A 16,042-nucleotide genomic window follows, 5' to 3' on the forward strand; every position below is an offset into this window, starting at 1 on the left:
CATTGAAGAAAATGTAAAAAAAATGTGAGTTAAATGTGAAACGCATTCATTCGAATATAGAAAAAATGCGTTTCATGTTGTTTATATACTCGAAATGTACATGTCTCCTCATCGATTAATCTCGCTTCTCGAACAGCTTCTCCTAACGTTTTGTTATGGTTAATAAGCCTGTAAAATAAGCGTATTGTAAACATAAGTGCTAAATTTCCACCTACATAATCTATCGATCTAACATATGATTTTGCATCATTATGCAAAATCGATTCTACTAGCTTCAGCTCCCAAAACTTAAACAAATTATTTACAATATGTACAATATGCAATTTTGCATATTACTTAATTTTCGCTACGCCAAAGTATACCCTCTGCTCGTTTAAGTCGTATACATTTTCCCCCAACTCTTCCATTACAAATTTCCTACCCTATAAGTCAATTTCATACATACCCGTTTCTTTCAAAAAATCTGCTCTAGTTAAAGCAACTTTCTGTAAATATTGCCTATACGCTGTAATTGTTCCATCATGTGAAACGATACAAATTTTTTCTGCTTTTAACTGATCGCACCAATGCAGAAATTCCTCTACTATTTGCTGAAATTCCTTCTCTGAGATGATATTGATTCCCTCATTCCATAACAATTCATTCGTACTTTCTTCTAATGAAAAATGTGGAAATAAATTTTTCATTATCTTTCGATCTAACAATTGATCGCATGGCAATGTTTTGGCGGATTCCCGATAAGGAAAAATACGCGGGGATATACACGGATGAACAATTTTTTGACAAGCAACTTCCGCACTCCATATTGTCGCGGTTTGTAAAGTTCGAAGTGTAGGACTAACGATTAATATATCCTTTTCTTGTAATGGTACATCGTACTGAAGCAATTTTGCCTGCTTCTTTCCCACACCCGTCAATGGCGGATTCACTGCTTGTAAACTTAATGGTAAATCTTTCGTATGCTCACCTTCACCATGCCGAACAAAGATAAGTTTCATTCTCCTCTTCCTCTCACTAGGAAATAGTCTCACATATTTCTTCCCTATTTTTTTCTTTACTCCTGCTATTTTAAAAAGCAAAATGTAAAAAGTGTTTGATATCAACATTTGGAAAATATTACAATTATACATGTAAAATACTTTTTACAAGAAAAGGAGGATTATAAATATGAAATGGATTATCTTCTTTATCGGAATGATCATATGGGGATACATAAATGGCTTTTTTAATAGTGATAAAACTGCTAATCCTTGGATTACAGATGATGAGCGTGAAACAAAAATTAAGCAAAAAGCAATTATCGCAAGCTGGTCTGTTGTTTTCATATTTTGTATCATTAACCTCTTAAACAAATGGTTAGGTTTAGGAGCGAGCGATACATCACTTTACTTACCAGATCCTGTCGCAACTATTTTAAAAGAAAATGTAGAGTTACAAGTTTTACTTATGTTATTCATTACGTATGGACTCTTTTACTTATACTACCGAAGAAAACTAAGCACTTAACTTTTATCTCATGATTATCCTCCTAAATGGTTATAGTAACTAGGACGCAATGAAAAAAGGAGAGATATAAAAATGAGTAACTCAAATGATTTTTTAGATACATTACATGAAAAACAAGCAAAAGATGAACAAAATAGAAAGCGCCAAGGAAACGGGAACCCCGCGAAAAAAAAGCCAAATAAAACACATAAATAACATTGAAAAACCTGCCTAAAAATTATATTTTAGGCAGGTTTTTTTACTCGTCTTTAACCGAAACGACATCTTCCCAATTCCATTTCTCATAATACCACTCTGGCACATCTATATTTTCAATCCACTTCTTTTCATATTTCCCATCGCTATGAGCAAGCCATACATCAGCTTTCTTACGATTTGAACGGAGCCACATTAATTGGTTGCTCTTCTTAATAAAAATAGGGTTATAATCGCCTTGGCTATTTGATGGCTTTGTAATTTGATTTTGTTCATCGTTTATACTATTTACTGCATATAAAGATGGTAGTGGTCTTTTTTCTAGAGGGGCCGATAGCTCTGCTTCCTTTGCCCTTGAAACGATAATTACATTATCGTTCTTCCATGTGAAATCCCAATCAACATAGCCTTTTGGAGTAAATGTATTTTGCTGGAGAGCCGGCAATTCTTTTATTTTTAAATGCTTATTCTCTAAAGCAACTCTCCCGCTGCCTTCAATATAGGCTAATGTATTTTTTGATGGCGTCCATTTGAACCATTGTGTGTTTAATACCATTTGATCTACTGTTTCAAAACGATTGCCGTCTGATCGAATTAAGCAAAGTGTATTACTATCCGCTGACAAAGAAGCTGTTGGTACTGCCAAAAACGAAATCCATTTTTGATCTGGCGACCACTTAAATCCACTTCCAACTAATGCTAAAAAGTCATCATGCTCATTCGGTAGTGCATATAAATGTTTCATCTTATGAGGATTCATATTTGCATCCTTTTGTATTTCATATAACTGAGCACCTGTCCATCCTGTTGGAAGCAAGTACGCTTCTGATGATACAAGAAACTTCTTACCATCAGGATACCATGCATAGTCACCTACACCATTGGCTACATTTTCAAAATCTGCTTTCTTTTTTTCAGCATCAAATATATTTAATGTACGTGCAAATACAAAGGCAATTATATTCTCTGTTGGTGACCATTGATAATTCGATGCTTCTGATTGAGATGGTGTAACTTTCTTTCCATCTTTCAGCCGATACAGTTCAAAATGATTTCGCTTCTTTCCTTTTGCATATGCAAGCCATTCTCCATTATGTGACCATTTCGGCCCTGTTATGTACTCTCCTTTTGTAATTTGTTTTTCTTTCTCACCGACTTTAATCCATATATTATGATTACGAATAAAAGCAACTTTCACTCCATTATTTTCTGCGCTAGTAATAGAAGTTAAACAGAAAAAAAGGCACAGAATCACGATTCCACTTACTATAAACCTTTTCATATAGCACCCCCATTTCCCTCATAGCATTTCTCACTTTCCACCTAAAATATGTGAAAAATATCCATTCGACATAGTCCCCGAAAATTTCCCAAGAAATTTTCAATTCAAAGAGGATTGGTATGAATTATGTCGAAAATATAGTTTATCCAACATTAGTTTTTATATTTAATGATAAAAATGTAAGATTATTTTTCTGAATATTGGCACTTTTTATTAGGGGGAGTTTCAATGAAAAAAACTACATCTACACTATTAAGTATGGCGCTCGTCTTTTCGAGTTTTGGAGCTTTAAGCGCCCATGCTGAGTCACTGCAAAAAGAGAAGCAATTTAGTCCACAGTTAAAAGCGAATATTGAACAATGGGGCGAAAACAAAATCGCGCAAAATGTTGAAACAAAAACATCAAAAGAAATTTCAGTCATTGTAGAATTGCAACATGCTCCACTCGCTTCACAAAGTAACATTCAGCATGCTCCGGACCTAAAAAATAGCAATGTGCAATCATACCATGCACAACTAAAAAAAGCACAAGAGGATACAACAAAGAAAATTAAAGAAAAAGCACCAAAGGCAAAGATAAAAGAAACGTATAATACGTTATTTTCCGGATTCTCTATTTCTATCCCAGGAGATCAAATTGCTGCTTTAGCTTCTTTACCTGAAGTAAAAGCAATTTATCCGAACTTAACATATAAATTACATGAAACATCAAAAAGCGCTACTAACGAAGAAGCTCCAAATATCGGCGGACCGACAATTGGTGCACCTGAAGCATGGAATTTCAAAGATCCATCTGGCAATCCTCTTGATGGAAAAGGGATGAAAGTTGCTATTATCGATTCAGGTGTAGACTACACGCACCCTGACCTAAAAGCAAATTATATTGGTGGATATGACACAGTCGATGAAGATAACGATCCAATGGACGGTAACATACATGGTACCCATGTAGCTGGAATTATTGCTGGTAATGGAAAAATTAAAGGCGTTGCTCCAAATGCTTCTATTCTAGCCTATCGTGTTATGAATGACGGTGGAACTGGTACGACAGAAGATATTCTTCAAGGTATTGAGCGCGCTATTCAAGATGGTGCCGATGTTTTAAATCTATCTCTCGGTCAAGATTTGAATGTACCTGATCAACCTGTAACAATGACGCTAGAACGTGCAGCAAAACTTGGTGTTACTGCGGTCGTCTCAAATGGAAATGATGGACCAAAACCTTGGTCTGTTGACGCTCCTGGTAACGCAAGTAGTGTCATCTCTGTTGGAGCATCCACTGTTTCTATTCCATTTCCAACATTCCAAGTAACTGGTTCCAATAAATCTTACCAAGGATTACCGTTATCAAAAGCAGACTTCCAAGTAGGAAACGATGCTCAGCTTGTCTATGTTGGCTACGGTAATTCAAGCGATTATGCTAAACAAGATGTAAAAGGTAAGTTCGCCCTTGTGAAACACCAGGTTATAAATCTTTCAAATGGAATGGTACAAAAACTGATGGATCACCTCTACCTGATGGCTTATACCAAATTGAAGCTGTTGCTTCTAATTCTGGAGGAGAAACGAAACAAACAGGAGCTGTATTTGTCGACCGCACTGCACCTAAATTAACACACGAAGTTGATCAAGAAAATCTCATAATTAGAGGAAAAGTAACTGATATACTGTTAGATTGGATGACAGAATCCGGATGGGTTGCTCCAGGACATCCTGTCACGATACAGTATGAAATTAACGGGAATGGTACATGGGAAAATGCATTCCTGAACCATTGGGAGAAAAACTACGAAATTTATTTCGATCGTAGTCAATTACAGCAAGGAAAGAATACAATTCACATTGTAGCAACTGATGCAGCTGGAAATAAATCTGATTTAAACGTTGATTTAGAAATAAAATAATAAAATTATTGTTGACAAGATTTTAAATATAGTTTTATAATACAAAACATAGTTTAGTTGAACGAATTATATATCGGCTTTGAAGGAATACTAGTAGCGACTTATATCCCTGTCTCAGAGAACTGATGGTTGGTGCGAATCAGTACACATACAAGCGTGAATTACAATTCTGGAGCTTCTTTCCCGTAGTGCACATAATGCATGAAGAGAAAGACGGAGTTTTCCGTTATCTTAAAGTGAGTGGTAAACAATTTTTCTGTTTACAATTAGGGTGGTACCGCGATTTTTATCGTCCCTATCGGATTTTCCGATAGGGGCTTTTTTGCGTCCTTTCCTTTTATACAACTTCATATATACGCATTGAAAGAATCGCAGTAGTATAGAGAGCTAGTGGTCGGTGGAAATTAGCACATATATAAGTACGAATTACAATTCTGGAGCTTCTTTTTCGTAGTGCTTTTATGCATGAAGGAAAAGACGGAGTTTTTCCGTTATCATGAATTGAGATGTAAGTGTATTTTCACTTACAAATAGGGTGGTACCGCGATTCTTTCGCCCCTATCGGATTTTCCGATAGGGGCTTTTTCTATTTCTCAAAGAAACAAATGTTAAATAATTCCGAATCTTATGATAAAATTTTATAAACGCTTACAATTTGAAAGGGGGTGGTATAAGCTATACGAAACCCATATTCAATTTTATAGAAAACAAGGAGGATGTCTAAATGACAAAGAAAACAGAAATCCCATCGCATTTAAAACCATTCGTATCCACACAACATTATGATCAATACACACCGGTGAATCACGCTGTGTGGCGTTACATTATGAGACAAAATCATAGCTTCTTAAAAGACGTTGCCCATCCAGCCTATGTGAATGGACTACAATCATCTGGTATTAATATAGATGCAATTCCAAAGGTAGAAGAAATGAATGAATGCTTAGCACCAAGCGGCTGGGGAGCTGTAACAATTGATGGCCTTATTCCTGGCGTCGCATTCTTTGACTTTCAGGGGCACGGCTTACTACCAATTGCAACAGATATTCGTAAAGTAGAAAATATTGAGTACACACCAGCTCCAGATATTGTACACGAAGCGGCAGGACACGCACCGATTTTACTTGATTCTACATATGCAAAATATGTGAAACGTTTTGGACAAATTGGTGCGAAAGCTTTCTCAACAAAAGAAGAACATGATGCATTTGAAGCTGTTCGTACATTAACGATTGTCAAAGAAAGCCCTACTTCTACTCCTGATGAAGTTACAGCTGCTGAAAATGCTGTAATTGAAAAACAAAACTTAGTTTCTGGTTTATCAGAAGCTGAACAAATTTCACGTCTTTTCTGGTGGACAGTGGAGTACGGGTTAATTGGAAATATTGACGATCCAAAAATCTACGGTGCTGGCCTTCTTTCCTCTGTCGGCGAAAGCAAACATTGCTTAACAGATGCTGTAGAAAAAGTTCCTTTCTCAATTGAAGCTTGCACAGGGACAACTTATGATGTGACAAAAATGCAACCACAGCTATTTGTTTGTCAATCATTTGAAGAGTTAACTGAGGCGCTTGAGACGTTCTCTGAAACGATGGCATTCAAAACAGGTGGCACAGAAGGGTTAGAAAAAGCAATTCACTCCGAAAATCATGCCACAACTGAGTTAAATAGCGGATTACAAATTACAGGTACATTTACAGAAACAATTAAAAATGATGCCGGTGAAGTCATTTACATGCGAACAAGCTCTCCAACTGCATTAGCAATTCATAATAAGCAGTTGGCAAATCATTCTATCTCTGTACACAGCGATGGATTCGGGACACCGGTCGGATTACTAAATGGTAATATCGCGCTAGAAGATTGTACAGAAGAAAAGTTACAGTCATTAGGCATTACAATTGGAAACGGTGCAGATTTTACTTTTGCAAGTGACATTCATGTAAAAGGAACAGTAACTGACATTGTAAAGAATGATAATAAAATTGCCCTTATCTCGTTTATAGATTGTACAGTTACTTATAAAGATCGTTTACTATTTGATGCTTCATGGGGCGCATTTGATATGGCTGTTGGTTCAACAATTACTTCCGTATTCCCAGGTGCCGCAGATGCCGCAGCATTTTTCCCAATGGATGAAGAAGTACAAGAAATTCCTGCTCCACTTGTACTGAATGAACTTGAACGTATGTATCAAACAGTTCGAGATATACGTAACGATAGTATTTTACACGATACTCATACTGATCAATTAATAGCTATTCAAGAAGTATTAAATAAATTTCATCCGAAAGAATGGTTGCTTCGTCTTGAAATTTTAGAATTGCTTTTAGAACATAACAAAGGTCACGAAGCATCAGCAGCATTATTACAACAACTTTCTACTTTCACAACTGAAGAATCTGTAACACGTCTTATTAACAATGGTCTTGCGTTACTGCAGGTAAAGGATGTGAAAAATGATGCTACGATTAACTAATGAAGAAGTACAAGAGGAATTAACAAAGCTGGATAAATGGACAGTGAAAGATGAAAAATGGATTGAAAGAAAATATATGTTTTCCGACTACTTAAAAGGAGTCGAATTTGTCTCTGAAGCCGCCAAACTATCAGAAGAACATAATCACCACCCATTTATCCTTATCCAGTATAAAGCAGTCATTATTACTTTGTCATCATGGAATGCAAAAGGTTTAACGAAACTAGATTTTGAACTTGCAAAGCAATTTGATGAACTATTTTTACAAAACGAAAAAGCAATTATAAGAAAATAAAAAAGAGAAGCCTTTTTTGCAGTGACCCCTGTCAAGTAGACAGTATTTAAAAAGCGCAACTAAGCAACCTGAGTTCTATATTTATATGGACTCAGGTTATTTAATTTCTTTTGAAATCTTTGATGATTATAAAAGTGCATATATTTACGCACGGCAAGTTTGACCTCATTCGCTTTATGGAAGGAGTGTAAATGAAAACACTCTGCCTTAAAGTGACTGAAGAAGTTTTCCATACAAGCATTATCCCAACAGTTGCCTCTTCGAGACATACTTGCCTTCATCTGATATTTTTTAAGTAATTGATTATATTGACGAGATGTATACTGGGACCCTTGATCACTATGTAAGAGGATTCCCTTCACATTTCGTTTTTTCTTTGCCTTTTTCAGTGTATCTAACACAAGTTTCAAGTCGTTTCTACGACTGGTTTCATAGGCAACAATTTCATTATTGTATAAATCCTTAATAGCGGATAAGTACAAGCGCTGTCCATTGAAAATCAAATAGGTAATATCGGTTACCCATTTCTCATTCGGTTTTGAAGCTTGAAACTCCCTATTTAGATGGTTCTCTGAAATCACATAAGCTTCTTTTTTTCCGTAATAAGGTCGTTTTTTCCTAATTACGGCTTTGATACCTAGTTCACGCATCAATCTTTGGATGCGCTTATGATTCAAATAAAGGTTATATGTGGCTTTCAGCCACACTTGTATTCTTCTATATCCATAAATTCCTCTTAATTTTTTATGACACGCCAATATCTTTTTCTTAATTTCGATATCCTCTGATTGTTTTTTTGAAGGCGTCGTATGCCGTTTTATCCATTTGTAGTACCCACTTCTGGTTACACCAGCAATATCGCATAGAATGGTCACTGTATAACCTGTTTTTGTCATTTCATGGATGACTTCGAATTTTTTCGTTTTGGATACGACTTTCATTCCTCCTTTTACATCCCTAAGAGCTTTTTTAACATTTCATTTTCCGCTTCTAATCGTCTGATCTTAGCTTCTGGATCTTCGGGTCTAACCCTTGGTCTACCTAAACCTGGTCCTTTCGCTTTACCGCGTTTTTCTTCTAGTCCTTTGATTCCTTCAGCTTCAAAGTGTTTCACCCAACGACTTACAACCGAGTGATGAATACCTAATTCTTTCGCAATGTTTTTATAACTCATGCCGTCTTTTAAGTATAAATCTATAGCTTGTTTCTTAAATTCTACATCGTAAGTGACTCTAATTTTTCCCATAAAAAATCCCCTCCATAGTAAACAGGGTAATGTGCTTTCTTTTTCCTGTCTACTATAAGGGGATCATATCATTTTAGGCTTCTCCTTTTATTTTGAAATATATACAATGTCCAAATGGATCCTTGACCTGTAATATTCCATCTTTGTACGTAGCAATTTTGCCAATATTTTTTAAGCGTTCACATACTTGCTCTTTTTGTTTTTCATCTGCTAGTACAATTGTGAAATATTTCAAGCCAACGGAATTTGGCATTTGCGGTAGTATATCTTCACCTTGCCATGTATTTAAACCGATATGATGATGATAACCACCTGCTGATACGAACAACGCTCCATTTCGAGCTGGGATTGTTACATCAAAACCAAGACCATCAACATAGAAACGTTTTGCTTCTTCTAAGTCAGCTACATGTAAATGAATATGCCCCATTACAGTACCAGCTGGGAATCCATTCCATGTACTGCCTTGCTGTAATAATCCTTCGCCGTCTAACGGGTTACTAACAAATGGTAGCTCTCCATTCTCATCATGCCAAACTTCTTTTTGGCGATCATGATAAATTTCAATCCCGTTTCCATCTGGATCAGCTAAATAAAGAGCTTCACTAAAGTAATGGTCAGCCCCACCATGTAATGGGTGTACTCTCTCAACAAAATGACGAAGAATATTTGCTAAGTCTTGTCTGTTTGGTAATAAAATTGCATAGTGATATAAACCAGTTCGACCTCTTTGCTTCGGAAGAGCGTCTTCCTTTTCTTCTATGATGAGAAGTGGCTCATTTTCCTCATTACCAAACGTAACGATTGTACTTTTTTCTTCCAATACCTTCATACGCAATACTTCTGTATAAAACTCTAGCGATTTCTTTAAATTTGATACATATAAATGAACAACCCCAAGTGTTGTTTCGGGATGAAGTTGAAAGCCCATTTTGTTATACCCCCATTTTAATTAATTCTTCTTTAACATTTTCTCTTTTAAGAAATTATCTACAAAACCATCAGCTTTCGCAATAAATAAATAAGCACCCATTGCTAATAATGCAAGTTCTAATTCGAAGCCAGGATTTTTCCCATCTCCTAATAAACCAGCTGACCATTTCACTTTTACAATTGCTCCAACCATAACAAGTGCAAATAATAATCCAATATATCTTACACCTAAACCTAGAATTAACAATAGACCACCAACTAATTCCACTGTTGCTACACCGTATGCAAGTCCTCCTGGTAAACCAATGCTTGTAAACCACCCTGCAATATTGTCAATTCCTGATTGGAATTTTGTTAAACCGTGCATAAAGAACGTTACCCCTAACACGATACGAATAATTAAGTTACCAATATGTTGATTCATTTCTTTCTCCCCTTTGTAGTTTTCTTATACAAAACTTTTATTCACATTACAAAACATACACTAATTATTTTTATTCGTCAATTCATTTTTCATGAGAAAATATATATTTTTTTTGCTATGATACAAATAGTTGTTTACAAAAAGGAGCTTGATTTTATGAATATTGGTTCTGCAATGCGTGAAATTCGTCAACGTAAAGGCATAACAATTGCACAAATTTGTGAAGGAACAGGTCTTTCTAAAGGTTTTATGAGTCAAGTTGAAAACAATAAAACATCACCATCTATCTCAACTTTAGAAACGATCTCTAATTTTTTAAATGTTCCCCTTCCTTATTTACTGTTAGAACAAAAGGATCGAATGAAAATTATAAAAAAAGAAGAACGGAAATACAGCGTATACGGTAAAGATGAACAAAGAATTGAGCATGTTGCTGAGCAAGGTGGTCTCCGCCTATCTTTAGTAGAAATTTCTGCCGGATTCCCGAAAGAAAACTCACCAAATGCTCATGAAGGCGAAGAGTGCCATCTTGTATTACGCGGAAAACTGGAAGTTCAACATGGTGAAGATATTGCAATTGTAGAAGAAGGTGATTCTTTCTCCTGGAATGCATGCGTTCCTCATATTGTTCGTAATATAGGTGAAGAGTCTGCGTTATTACTTATCTCTAGTCATGCGGAAAATCGAAAACGCGTTTACTAATTGACAAAAAAAGAAGCCTGTTTCGTAACAGGCTTCTTTTTTATCCCCTTATAATTCCATAACTTGTCCCAACTAGTACGGTCTTTTCATGTTGATTACGATATACTGACTCAATTGAAACTTTTTTATATCCTTCCATTTGTTCAATATTTGTTAAAGTTAATTCACAAGTAATCGTATCCCCTGTAAAAACTGGCCTAATAAATTCGCTTACTAATTCCCTTGCTATGTAATGTAACTCTTCGCCTACTTTCGTACCAATACTAGCCGTCAATAAACCATGAACCATTAACCTTCCATTCTCATCATATTCCATATGATGCCTACCTTTATCACCTGTAATATTGGCAAATTCGAAAACTTCTTCCTCGGTAAATCTTCTTTCATATTTAAATACATCCCCAACTTTTACATTCATTTTTATCCCCCGTTAGTAAACTGAATTTTCTTTTATTTTATCATAAAATGAGTCTCAATTCAGTTTATATCATTAAAATAGCAATCCTTTTTCTTCACTACCTTATAAGTTTATCGGTGCCCATCCTTTTTTGCTACTTGGTACCCGTAGTACGCACATGTCCCATTTCTTGATAACTCTCTTACTTCAAAACCACAACTTCTATAAAAATCAAAATTGTTAGCGGCTGTATGTGCAAACCAATCACCATGAGGAAGCTTTTGTAAACAAAGAGCTACCAGTTTCTTACCTAATCCTTTCCCTCTATACTCATACTTCACAACTAAATTTACTATATTAGCAACCATGATTTGATCAGAAATTACTCTAACCATCGCGACCATCTCTTCTTCATCCCAAATTGTGAAAGCCCATGTTGAATTTTCAAATGCTATCGAAAATTTTTCAATTTGCCAAGAAGGGATATCATCATTACTCCAACCAGCATCTTCAAATAATGTTTTAATTGCATAGGCTGGCACTCCATCCGTTCCTTCACGAATAATTAGTCCATTATGATAAATATACATGTAATCCCTCCTTTTATTTTTATATACCATTCTTCAAAAAGTATATTTCACCTTTAAAAAAGTGAACTTTTTCATCCAACTCTCTTAATAGAATAAACTAAGACATCAATCCCATGAAATGCAGTTGTTTTTTCATAGCTAAGTCCTGTTTTTCTAGCTACAAATATTGAAGCTGGGTGGTTCGGATTAATAAGTGAAATTAATTTATTCATTTGTAATACTTGAAAACCATAGTCTCGAAATGCCGCCGCTGCTTCTTTCGCATACCCTTTCCCCCAGTACTTAGGAAGTAGCCAATAGCCAATCTCAATTTCCTCTTTTCCATCTACCTTCTGCTTGACAAGCCCTGCATGACCAATTCGTATCCCTGTTTCCTTTTCAATCATTACAAATAAACCGAGACCATTTTTATAATTCGGAAGCACCCACTCCTCCAAATTTTTTTTACATTGCATATATGTTTTTAACGTCCCATTTCCAATATAGCGCATTACTTTCTCGTTCCCCCATAACGAAGCGTAGAACTGTAAATCATCCATTGTATATTTACGAAATTGTAGGCGATCTGTATGGAACATTTTTAAACTCCTTCCCAGCATTCTGTTCTTTATTACACGATCATATTTTGGATGTATAGTAAGTGTTACTCTCTATTATAAATGAACCAACATTAACATAGAGAATATTCACTCTTTACAAACGTAAAAAAAGCAGTAGACAAATATTGTCTACTGCATCCATATCATAACTAGCAAAAAGAAAACTACAACTGAGGGGGGTGTAGGATTTTCAAATATACTAGATACTTATCCCGTTCTAACGGGCGGTAAACTTTCCAATCTTTTGAGTGGAAAGTTTACCGCACATAAGAACTTTTACGGTTATTAAGAGAGCACCGTTAAGTACTCAAATACACGCTGTGCTTTTTCTCCACCCATTCGAGCATGTTGAAGAAGGGAAATACCATGTGGGCCAGATGCACGTAATGCTTCTGGTTGTGCCACTAAAATAGCTTGTACAACTTCTAACTCTCCAAGCATAGCTGCTGCGAAAATATCCATCCGAGCACCCTTTTCTAGTAAATAAAGAGCAATATCTTTACGGCCTACATGTGCTGCTGCTCCTAACGCACTTTCCCAATCTGAACCGCCCCAATTATAAGAAGCATGAAGTAAGCTAGGTGATTCGAACAAAATCTCCTGTACCCTTTCTAGATCTCCGTGAGCTGCCATAACGAATTCTCTTACTAATTCAGTGGTAATACGTTCTTCTGTTTGCATCGCTCTGCTCCTTTTTTAGAAATTCGTTTCGGTGTAAAAAATGGCTTGTCGCTTCCTTGAAAAATATCTACTTCTATGCCAAATACATGTTGAAACATTTGTTGACATAATACTTCTTCTGGTACACCGTCATACTGAATCTTTCCTCGCTTTAATACGAGTAAACGATCACTATATTGAGCCGCTTGGTTAATGTCATGTAAAACCATTATAATTGTCATACCAAACTCCTCGTTTAATCGTTTCACAAGTTCCATTACTTCCAACTGGTGAACGATATCCAAAAAGGTTGTTGGTTCATCTAGCAATAAGACATTTGTACGTTGTGCTAGCGTCATCGCAATCCAAGCACGTTGTCTTTCTCCTCCTGACAAAGACTGTAAAAGACGATATTCATACCCTTCAAGATTTGTAACAGACAATGCCCAATCAACAATTTCTTCATCTTCTTTATTCAAGCGACTACTCCATGATTTATGAGGACCTCTTCCGAACTGTATTAACTCTTTCACTGTTAAATCTAATTGATGATCATGCATTTGTGGTAACATCGCTAATTGCTTCGCTACATCAGCACTCTTCATCATATGAATATCTTTTCCATCTAAAATGATGTCCCCTTCACTTTGTTTAAGTAGCCTTGCCATTAAACGAAGCAAAGTAGATTTCCCTGACCCATTTGGACCGATTAAACTAACGATTTCCCCAGCTTTAATATGTACATTCATATTTTGCATTTGAAATCTTTCGGAATGCGCGTAAAACACTTTGTTAACGGAAATCACGTTGTTTTCCTCCTCTATGAATTAAATATAAGAAGAACGGACCACCTAAGAAGGACAATAAAATACCAACTGGTAATTCGATTGGATCAAACCAACTTCGAGCTATCGCATCTGCGAAAACAAGTAATATTCCGCCGCCAAGGCATGATAATGGCAGCAAATATTTATAGTCATTTCCGACTAATAAACGTAGCATATGTGGTACAACGAGACCGACAAATCCAATAAGACCAGAAACACTAACTGCTATTCCAGCTAGCATTGTACTTACTACTATTAAATAAAACCGGCTTCTTTCCACGTTATGCCCTAATAATTTCGCCATTTCATCTCCGAGCATTAATACTCGGATGTGTTTAATACCGAAGAAAGCTAATATAATAGCGAATATTGCATAATAAATAATCATGTTCAAATGAGCCCAACTCACACCACCAATACCGCCGGCTAACCACGGTAACACGGATTGTACTTTGTCACTATGTAATAACATTAATGCTGACGTTGCTGCACCAATTAATGCATTGATTGACACACCTACTAAGACGATTCTTGAAGGTGGTGCCCCTTTTTGCCATGATAAAGCATAAATGACCATCGCTGTTATGAAAGCTCCTAAAAAAGCTCCTAGTGGTAAAAAAGCCATATGCTGTGGAAATAAAATCATGATTATTATTGCTACAAGGCCTGCTCCTGATGAAACTCCAATAATTCCAGGGTCTGCAAGAGGGTTTCTCATAACCCCTTGCAGTAATGCTCCAGATGTAGCTAAGCACGTTCCTACTATAAACCCAACGAGCACTCTCGGTATCCGAAGATCCCACACAATTCGATGAACTGTCGAACCTTCATCTTGTATACCCTCTATAATATCTCGTAAAGAAAAAGATAAGCTACCTGCGAAAAGACCGTAAAAAAGACCTAGAACAGTTAATATGACTAAAGTAACTGTTATTATCCATCTTTTCTTTGCAAAAGGATGCTCCTTTTCTCTTGCTATTTCACTACTCTCCATACTTATCATTTCCTTACATCTTGTATACTTTTATACATAAAGTCCAGCGCTTCTGTTACTTTTGTCCCAGGATTTGATCCAAATAAATCTGGTGGTAAAATAACTACGCGATTTTGTTTTACTGCATCTAAATTTTTCCATGCTTCATTTTTCATCATTTCGCCTTCAAATGCTTTTTTCACACTATTGGGATCTCCATGTGTAATTAAATAAATTACATCTGGATTCGCTTCAATAATACGTTCTACACTTAGCTGTGCATATTGCGGATACTCTTTCATTTCTGGAAAACCAGCTGCGATATTTTTCCCGCCCGTTTTCTCTAAAATGTCACCTGACAGAGATGTCGGTAATGCTGCTAAATAAGTGCCCGGTGCTCCATAAACTAGCAACGCTTTAATATCGCTCTTTTTCTCATATTTCTTCATTTGATCATTAATTTTTTGGTTAAGCTCTTTTGCTTTATCTTCTTTCTTCATTACTGTTCCATACATTTCAATACTCTTTTGAATATCTTTTACAGAGTTTGCTGAAGAAATGATTACTTTTGTTCCTTGCCCTTCAACCGTTGGAATATTTTTTTGGAACCCATTATTAGCAACAAGTACGTCTGGCTTTAAACTAGCAATTTGTTCAAAGTTTGGCTGATGTGCATTTCCAATTACTTGTGTTTTTTGCAAATCTTCTGGAAGGGGAATTTTTGCATCTGGACGACCGACGATTTCCCCTCCTAAAGCGTGGATAATATTCATATCACCCATACTTAACGTCGCAAAACTTTCAGGAACTTTATTGAATGTTATCTTTCTGTCTGAGAGATCGGTAATTTCGATTTTGTCTGTTCCTTTTTCTGTTTTTGTTGCGGATGCTTTTTCGTTTTCTTTTGCACTGCAACCTATTAACAAGAAAAAAATAGATAAGATCGCTGTGAACAGCGTAATAGATTTTTTCATTCTTCCACCTCTAATTGATAATGATAATCACTTACTACTATTCTACTTTAATTGAT

18 protein-coding genes, 2 pseudogenes and 2 other annotated features are annotated in these 16,042 nt (G+C 36.0%); of the genes and pseudogenes, 6 read left to right on the forward strand and 14 right to left on the reverse strand.

Annotated elements, in window-relative coordinates; genetic code table 11:
• Positions 1–29: 29 nt before the first annotated feature.
• Positions 30–416, reverse strand: a pseudogene (locus KPL75_RS08445) (hypothetical protein); the annotation flags it as partial.
• Positions 417–422: 6 nt separating this feature from the next.
• Positions 423–998, reverse strand: coding sequence for a histidine phosphatase family protein (locus KPL75_RS08450; protein WP_002111936.1), 576 nt, complete (start codon positions 996–998; stop codon positions 423–425).
• A 169-nt stretch (positions 999–1,167) separates the two neighbouring features.
• Between KPL75_RS08450 and KPL75_RS08455 the strand changes: the two genes are divergently transcribed.
• The gene (locus tag KPL75_RS08455) at positions 1,168–1,506 is read left to right on the forward strand and encodes a DUF2178 domain-containing protein (RefSeq protein WP_219920342.1); all 339 of its coding nucleotides are present in this window, start codon (positions 1,168–1,170) and stop codon (positions 1,504–1,506) included.
• Positions 1,507–1,578: 72 nt separating this feature from the next.
• Positions 1,579–1,701, forward strand: coding sequence for a DUF4023 domain-containing protein (locus KPL75_RS08460; protein ID WP_000071861.1), 123 nt, complete (start codon positions 1,579–1,581; stop codon positions 1,699–1,701).
• 43 nt (positions 1,702–1,744) lie between these two features.
• Here KPL75_RS08460 and KPL75_RS08465 read toward each other — a convergent pair whose 3' ends face one another.
• The gene (locus KPL75_RS08465; RefSeq protein ID WP_219920343.1) at positions 1,745–2,983 is read right to left on the reverse strand and encodes a TolB family protein; all 1,239 of its coding nucleotides are present in this window, start codon (positions 2,981–2,983) and stop codon (positions 1,745–1,747) included.
• A 228-nt stretch (positions 2,984–3,211) separates the two neighbouring features.
• Here KPL75_RS08465 and KPL75_RS08470 point away from each other — a divergent pair.
• From KPL75_RS08470 to KPL75_RS08480, 3 genes and pseudogenes are all read left to right on the forward strand, one after another.
• A pseudogene (locus tag KPL75_RS08470) lies at positions 3,212–4,887 on the forward strand (S8 family serine peptidase).
• Between the two features lie 70 nt (positions 4,888–4,957).
• Positions 4,958–5,187, forward strand: a binding site (T-box leader).
• Between the two features lie 51 nt (positions 5,188–5,238).
• Positions 5,239–5,450 (forward strand) — a binding site (T-box leader).
• Positions 5,451–5,611: 161 nt separating this feature from the next.
• The gene (locus tag KPL75_RS08475) at positions 5,612–7,366 is read left to right on the forward strand and encodes an aromatic amino acid hydroxylase (protein ID WP_219920344.1); all 1,755 of its coding nucleotides are present in this window, start codon (positions 5,612–5,614) and stop codon (positions 7,364–7,366) included.
• Entirely contained in the window at positions 7,347–7,661 is a 315-nt protein-coding gene (locus KPL75_RS08480) for a 4a-hydroxytetrahydrobiopterin dehydratase (RefSeq protein ID WP_219920345.1), read from the forward strand. Before KPL75_RS08475 ends, KPL75_RS08480 begins: the two co-directional genes overlap by 20 nt.
• 59 nt (positions 7,662–7,720) lie before the next feature.
• On the opposite strand, the gene KPL75_RS08485 is transcribed toward KPL75_RS08480, so the two are convergent.
• The 4 genes from KPL75_RS08485 to KPL75_RS08500 form a co-directional block, all read right to left on the reverse strand.
• Positions 7,721–8,602, reverse strand: a complete 882-nt coding sequence (locus KPL75_RS08485; RefSeq protein WP_219917553.1) for an IS3 family transposase — start codon at positions 8,600–8,602, stop codon at positions 7,721–7,723.
• Between the two features lie 8 nt (positions 8,603–8,610).
• Positions 8,611–8,907: a transposase gene (locus tag KPL75_RS08490; RefSeq protein WP_016096828.1), complete on the reverse strand. Its 297-nt coding sequence runs from the start codon at positions 8,905–8,907 to the stop codon at positions 8,611–8,613.
• 73 nt (positions 8,908–8,980) lie between these two features.
• A complete protein-coding gene (locus KPL75_RS08495; RefSeq protein WP_219920346.1) occupies positions 8,981–9,838 on the reverse strand; it encodes a VOC family protein in 858 nt (285 codons plus the stop codon).
• 21 nt (positions 9,839–9,859) lie between these two features.
• On the reverse strand, positions 9,860–10,264 hold the full coding sequence (locus KPL75_RS08500) for a DoxX family protein (protein ID WP_219920347.1): 405 nt from the start codon (positions 10,262–10,264) through the stop codon (positions 9,860–9,862).
• A gap of 156 nt (positions 10,265–10,420) precedes the next feature.
• Here KPL75_RS08500 and KPL75_RS08505 point away from each other — a divergent pair, with 156 nt between their 5' ends.
• Positions 10,421–10,966: a helix-turn-helix domain-containing protein gene (locus KPL75_RS08505; RefSeq protein ID WP_219920348.1), complete on the forward strand. Its 546-nt coding sequence runs from the start codon at positions 10,421–10,423 to the stop codon at positions 10,964–10,966.
• Positions 10,967–11,006: 40 nt separating this feature from the next.
• Here KPL75_RS08505 and KPL75_RS08510 read toward each other — a convergent pair whose 3' ends face one another.
• The 7 genes from KPL75_RS08510 to KPL75_RS08540 form a co-directional block, all read right to left on the reverse strand.
• Positions 11,007–11,384, reverse strand: a complete 378-nt coding sequence (locus tag KPL75_RS08510; RefSeq protein ID WP_071747409.1) for a hotdog family protein — start codon at positions 11,382–11,384, stop codon at positions 11,007–11,009.
• Between the two features lie 110 nt (positions 11,385–11,494).
• The gene (locus KPL75_RS08515) at positions 11,495–11,953 is read right to left on the reverse strand and encodes a GNAT family N-acetyltransferase (RefSeq protein ID WP_219920349.1); all 459 of its coding nucleotides are present in this window, start codon (positions 11,951–11,953) and stop codon (positions 11,495–11,497) included.
• A 71-nt stretch (positions 11,954–12,024) separates the two neighbouring features.
• Positions 12,025–12,552 (reverse strand): GNAT family N-acetyltransferase, encoded by a 528-nt coding sequence (locus tag KPL75_RS08520; protein ID WP_219920350.1) that lies wholly within the window; start codon positions 12,550–12,552, stop codon positions 12,025–12,027.
• Between the two features lie 285 nt (positions 12,553–12,837).
• Positions 12,838–13,233: an ankyrin repeat domain-containing protein gene (locus KPL75_RS08525; protein ID WP_219920351.1), complete on the reverse strand. Its 396-nt coding sequence runs from the start codon at positions 13,231–13,233 to the stop codon at positions 12,838–12,840.
• Complete coding sequence (locus tag KPL75_RS08530) at positions 13,200–14,018, reverse strand: ABC transporter ATP-binding protein (RefSeq protein WP_219920352.1); 819 nt, start codon at positions 14,016–14,018, stop codon at positions 13,200–13,202. The genes KPL75_RS08525 and KPL75_RS08530 overlap by 34 nt, the downstream gene beginning before the upstream one ends.
• Positions 14,005–15,033 (reverse strand): FecCD family ABC transporter permease, encoded by a 1,029-nt coding sequence (locus KPL75_RS08535; protein WP_219920353.1) that lies wholly within the window; start codon positions 15,031–15,033, stop codon positions 14,005–14,007. The genes KPL75_RS08530 and KPL75_RS08535 overlap by 14 nt, the downstream gene beginning before the upstream one ends.
• A gap of 5 nt (positions 15,034–15,038) precedes the next feature.
• Positions 15,039–15,986: an ABC transporter substrate-binding protein gene (locus tag KPL75_RS08540; RefSeq protein ID WP_219920354.1), complete on the reverse strand. Its 948-nt coding sequence runs from the start codon at positions 15,984–15,986 to the stop codon at positions 15,039–15,041.
• Positions 15,987–16,042: the final 56 nt, after the last annotated feature.

The sequence above is a fragment of the Bacillus sp. NP247 genome (genome assembly GCF_018966865.1).
Taxonomy (GTDB): Bacteria; Bacillota; Bacilli; order Bacillales; family Bacillaceae_G; genus Bacillus_A.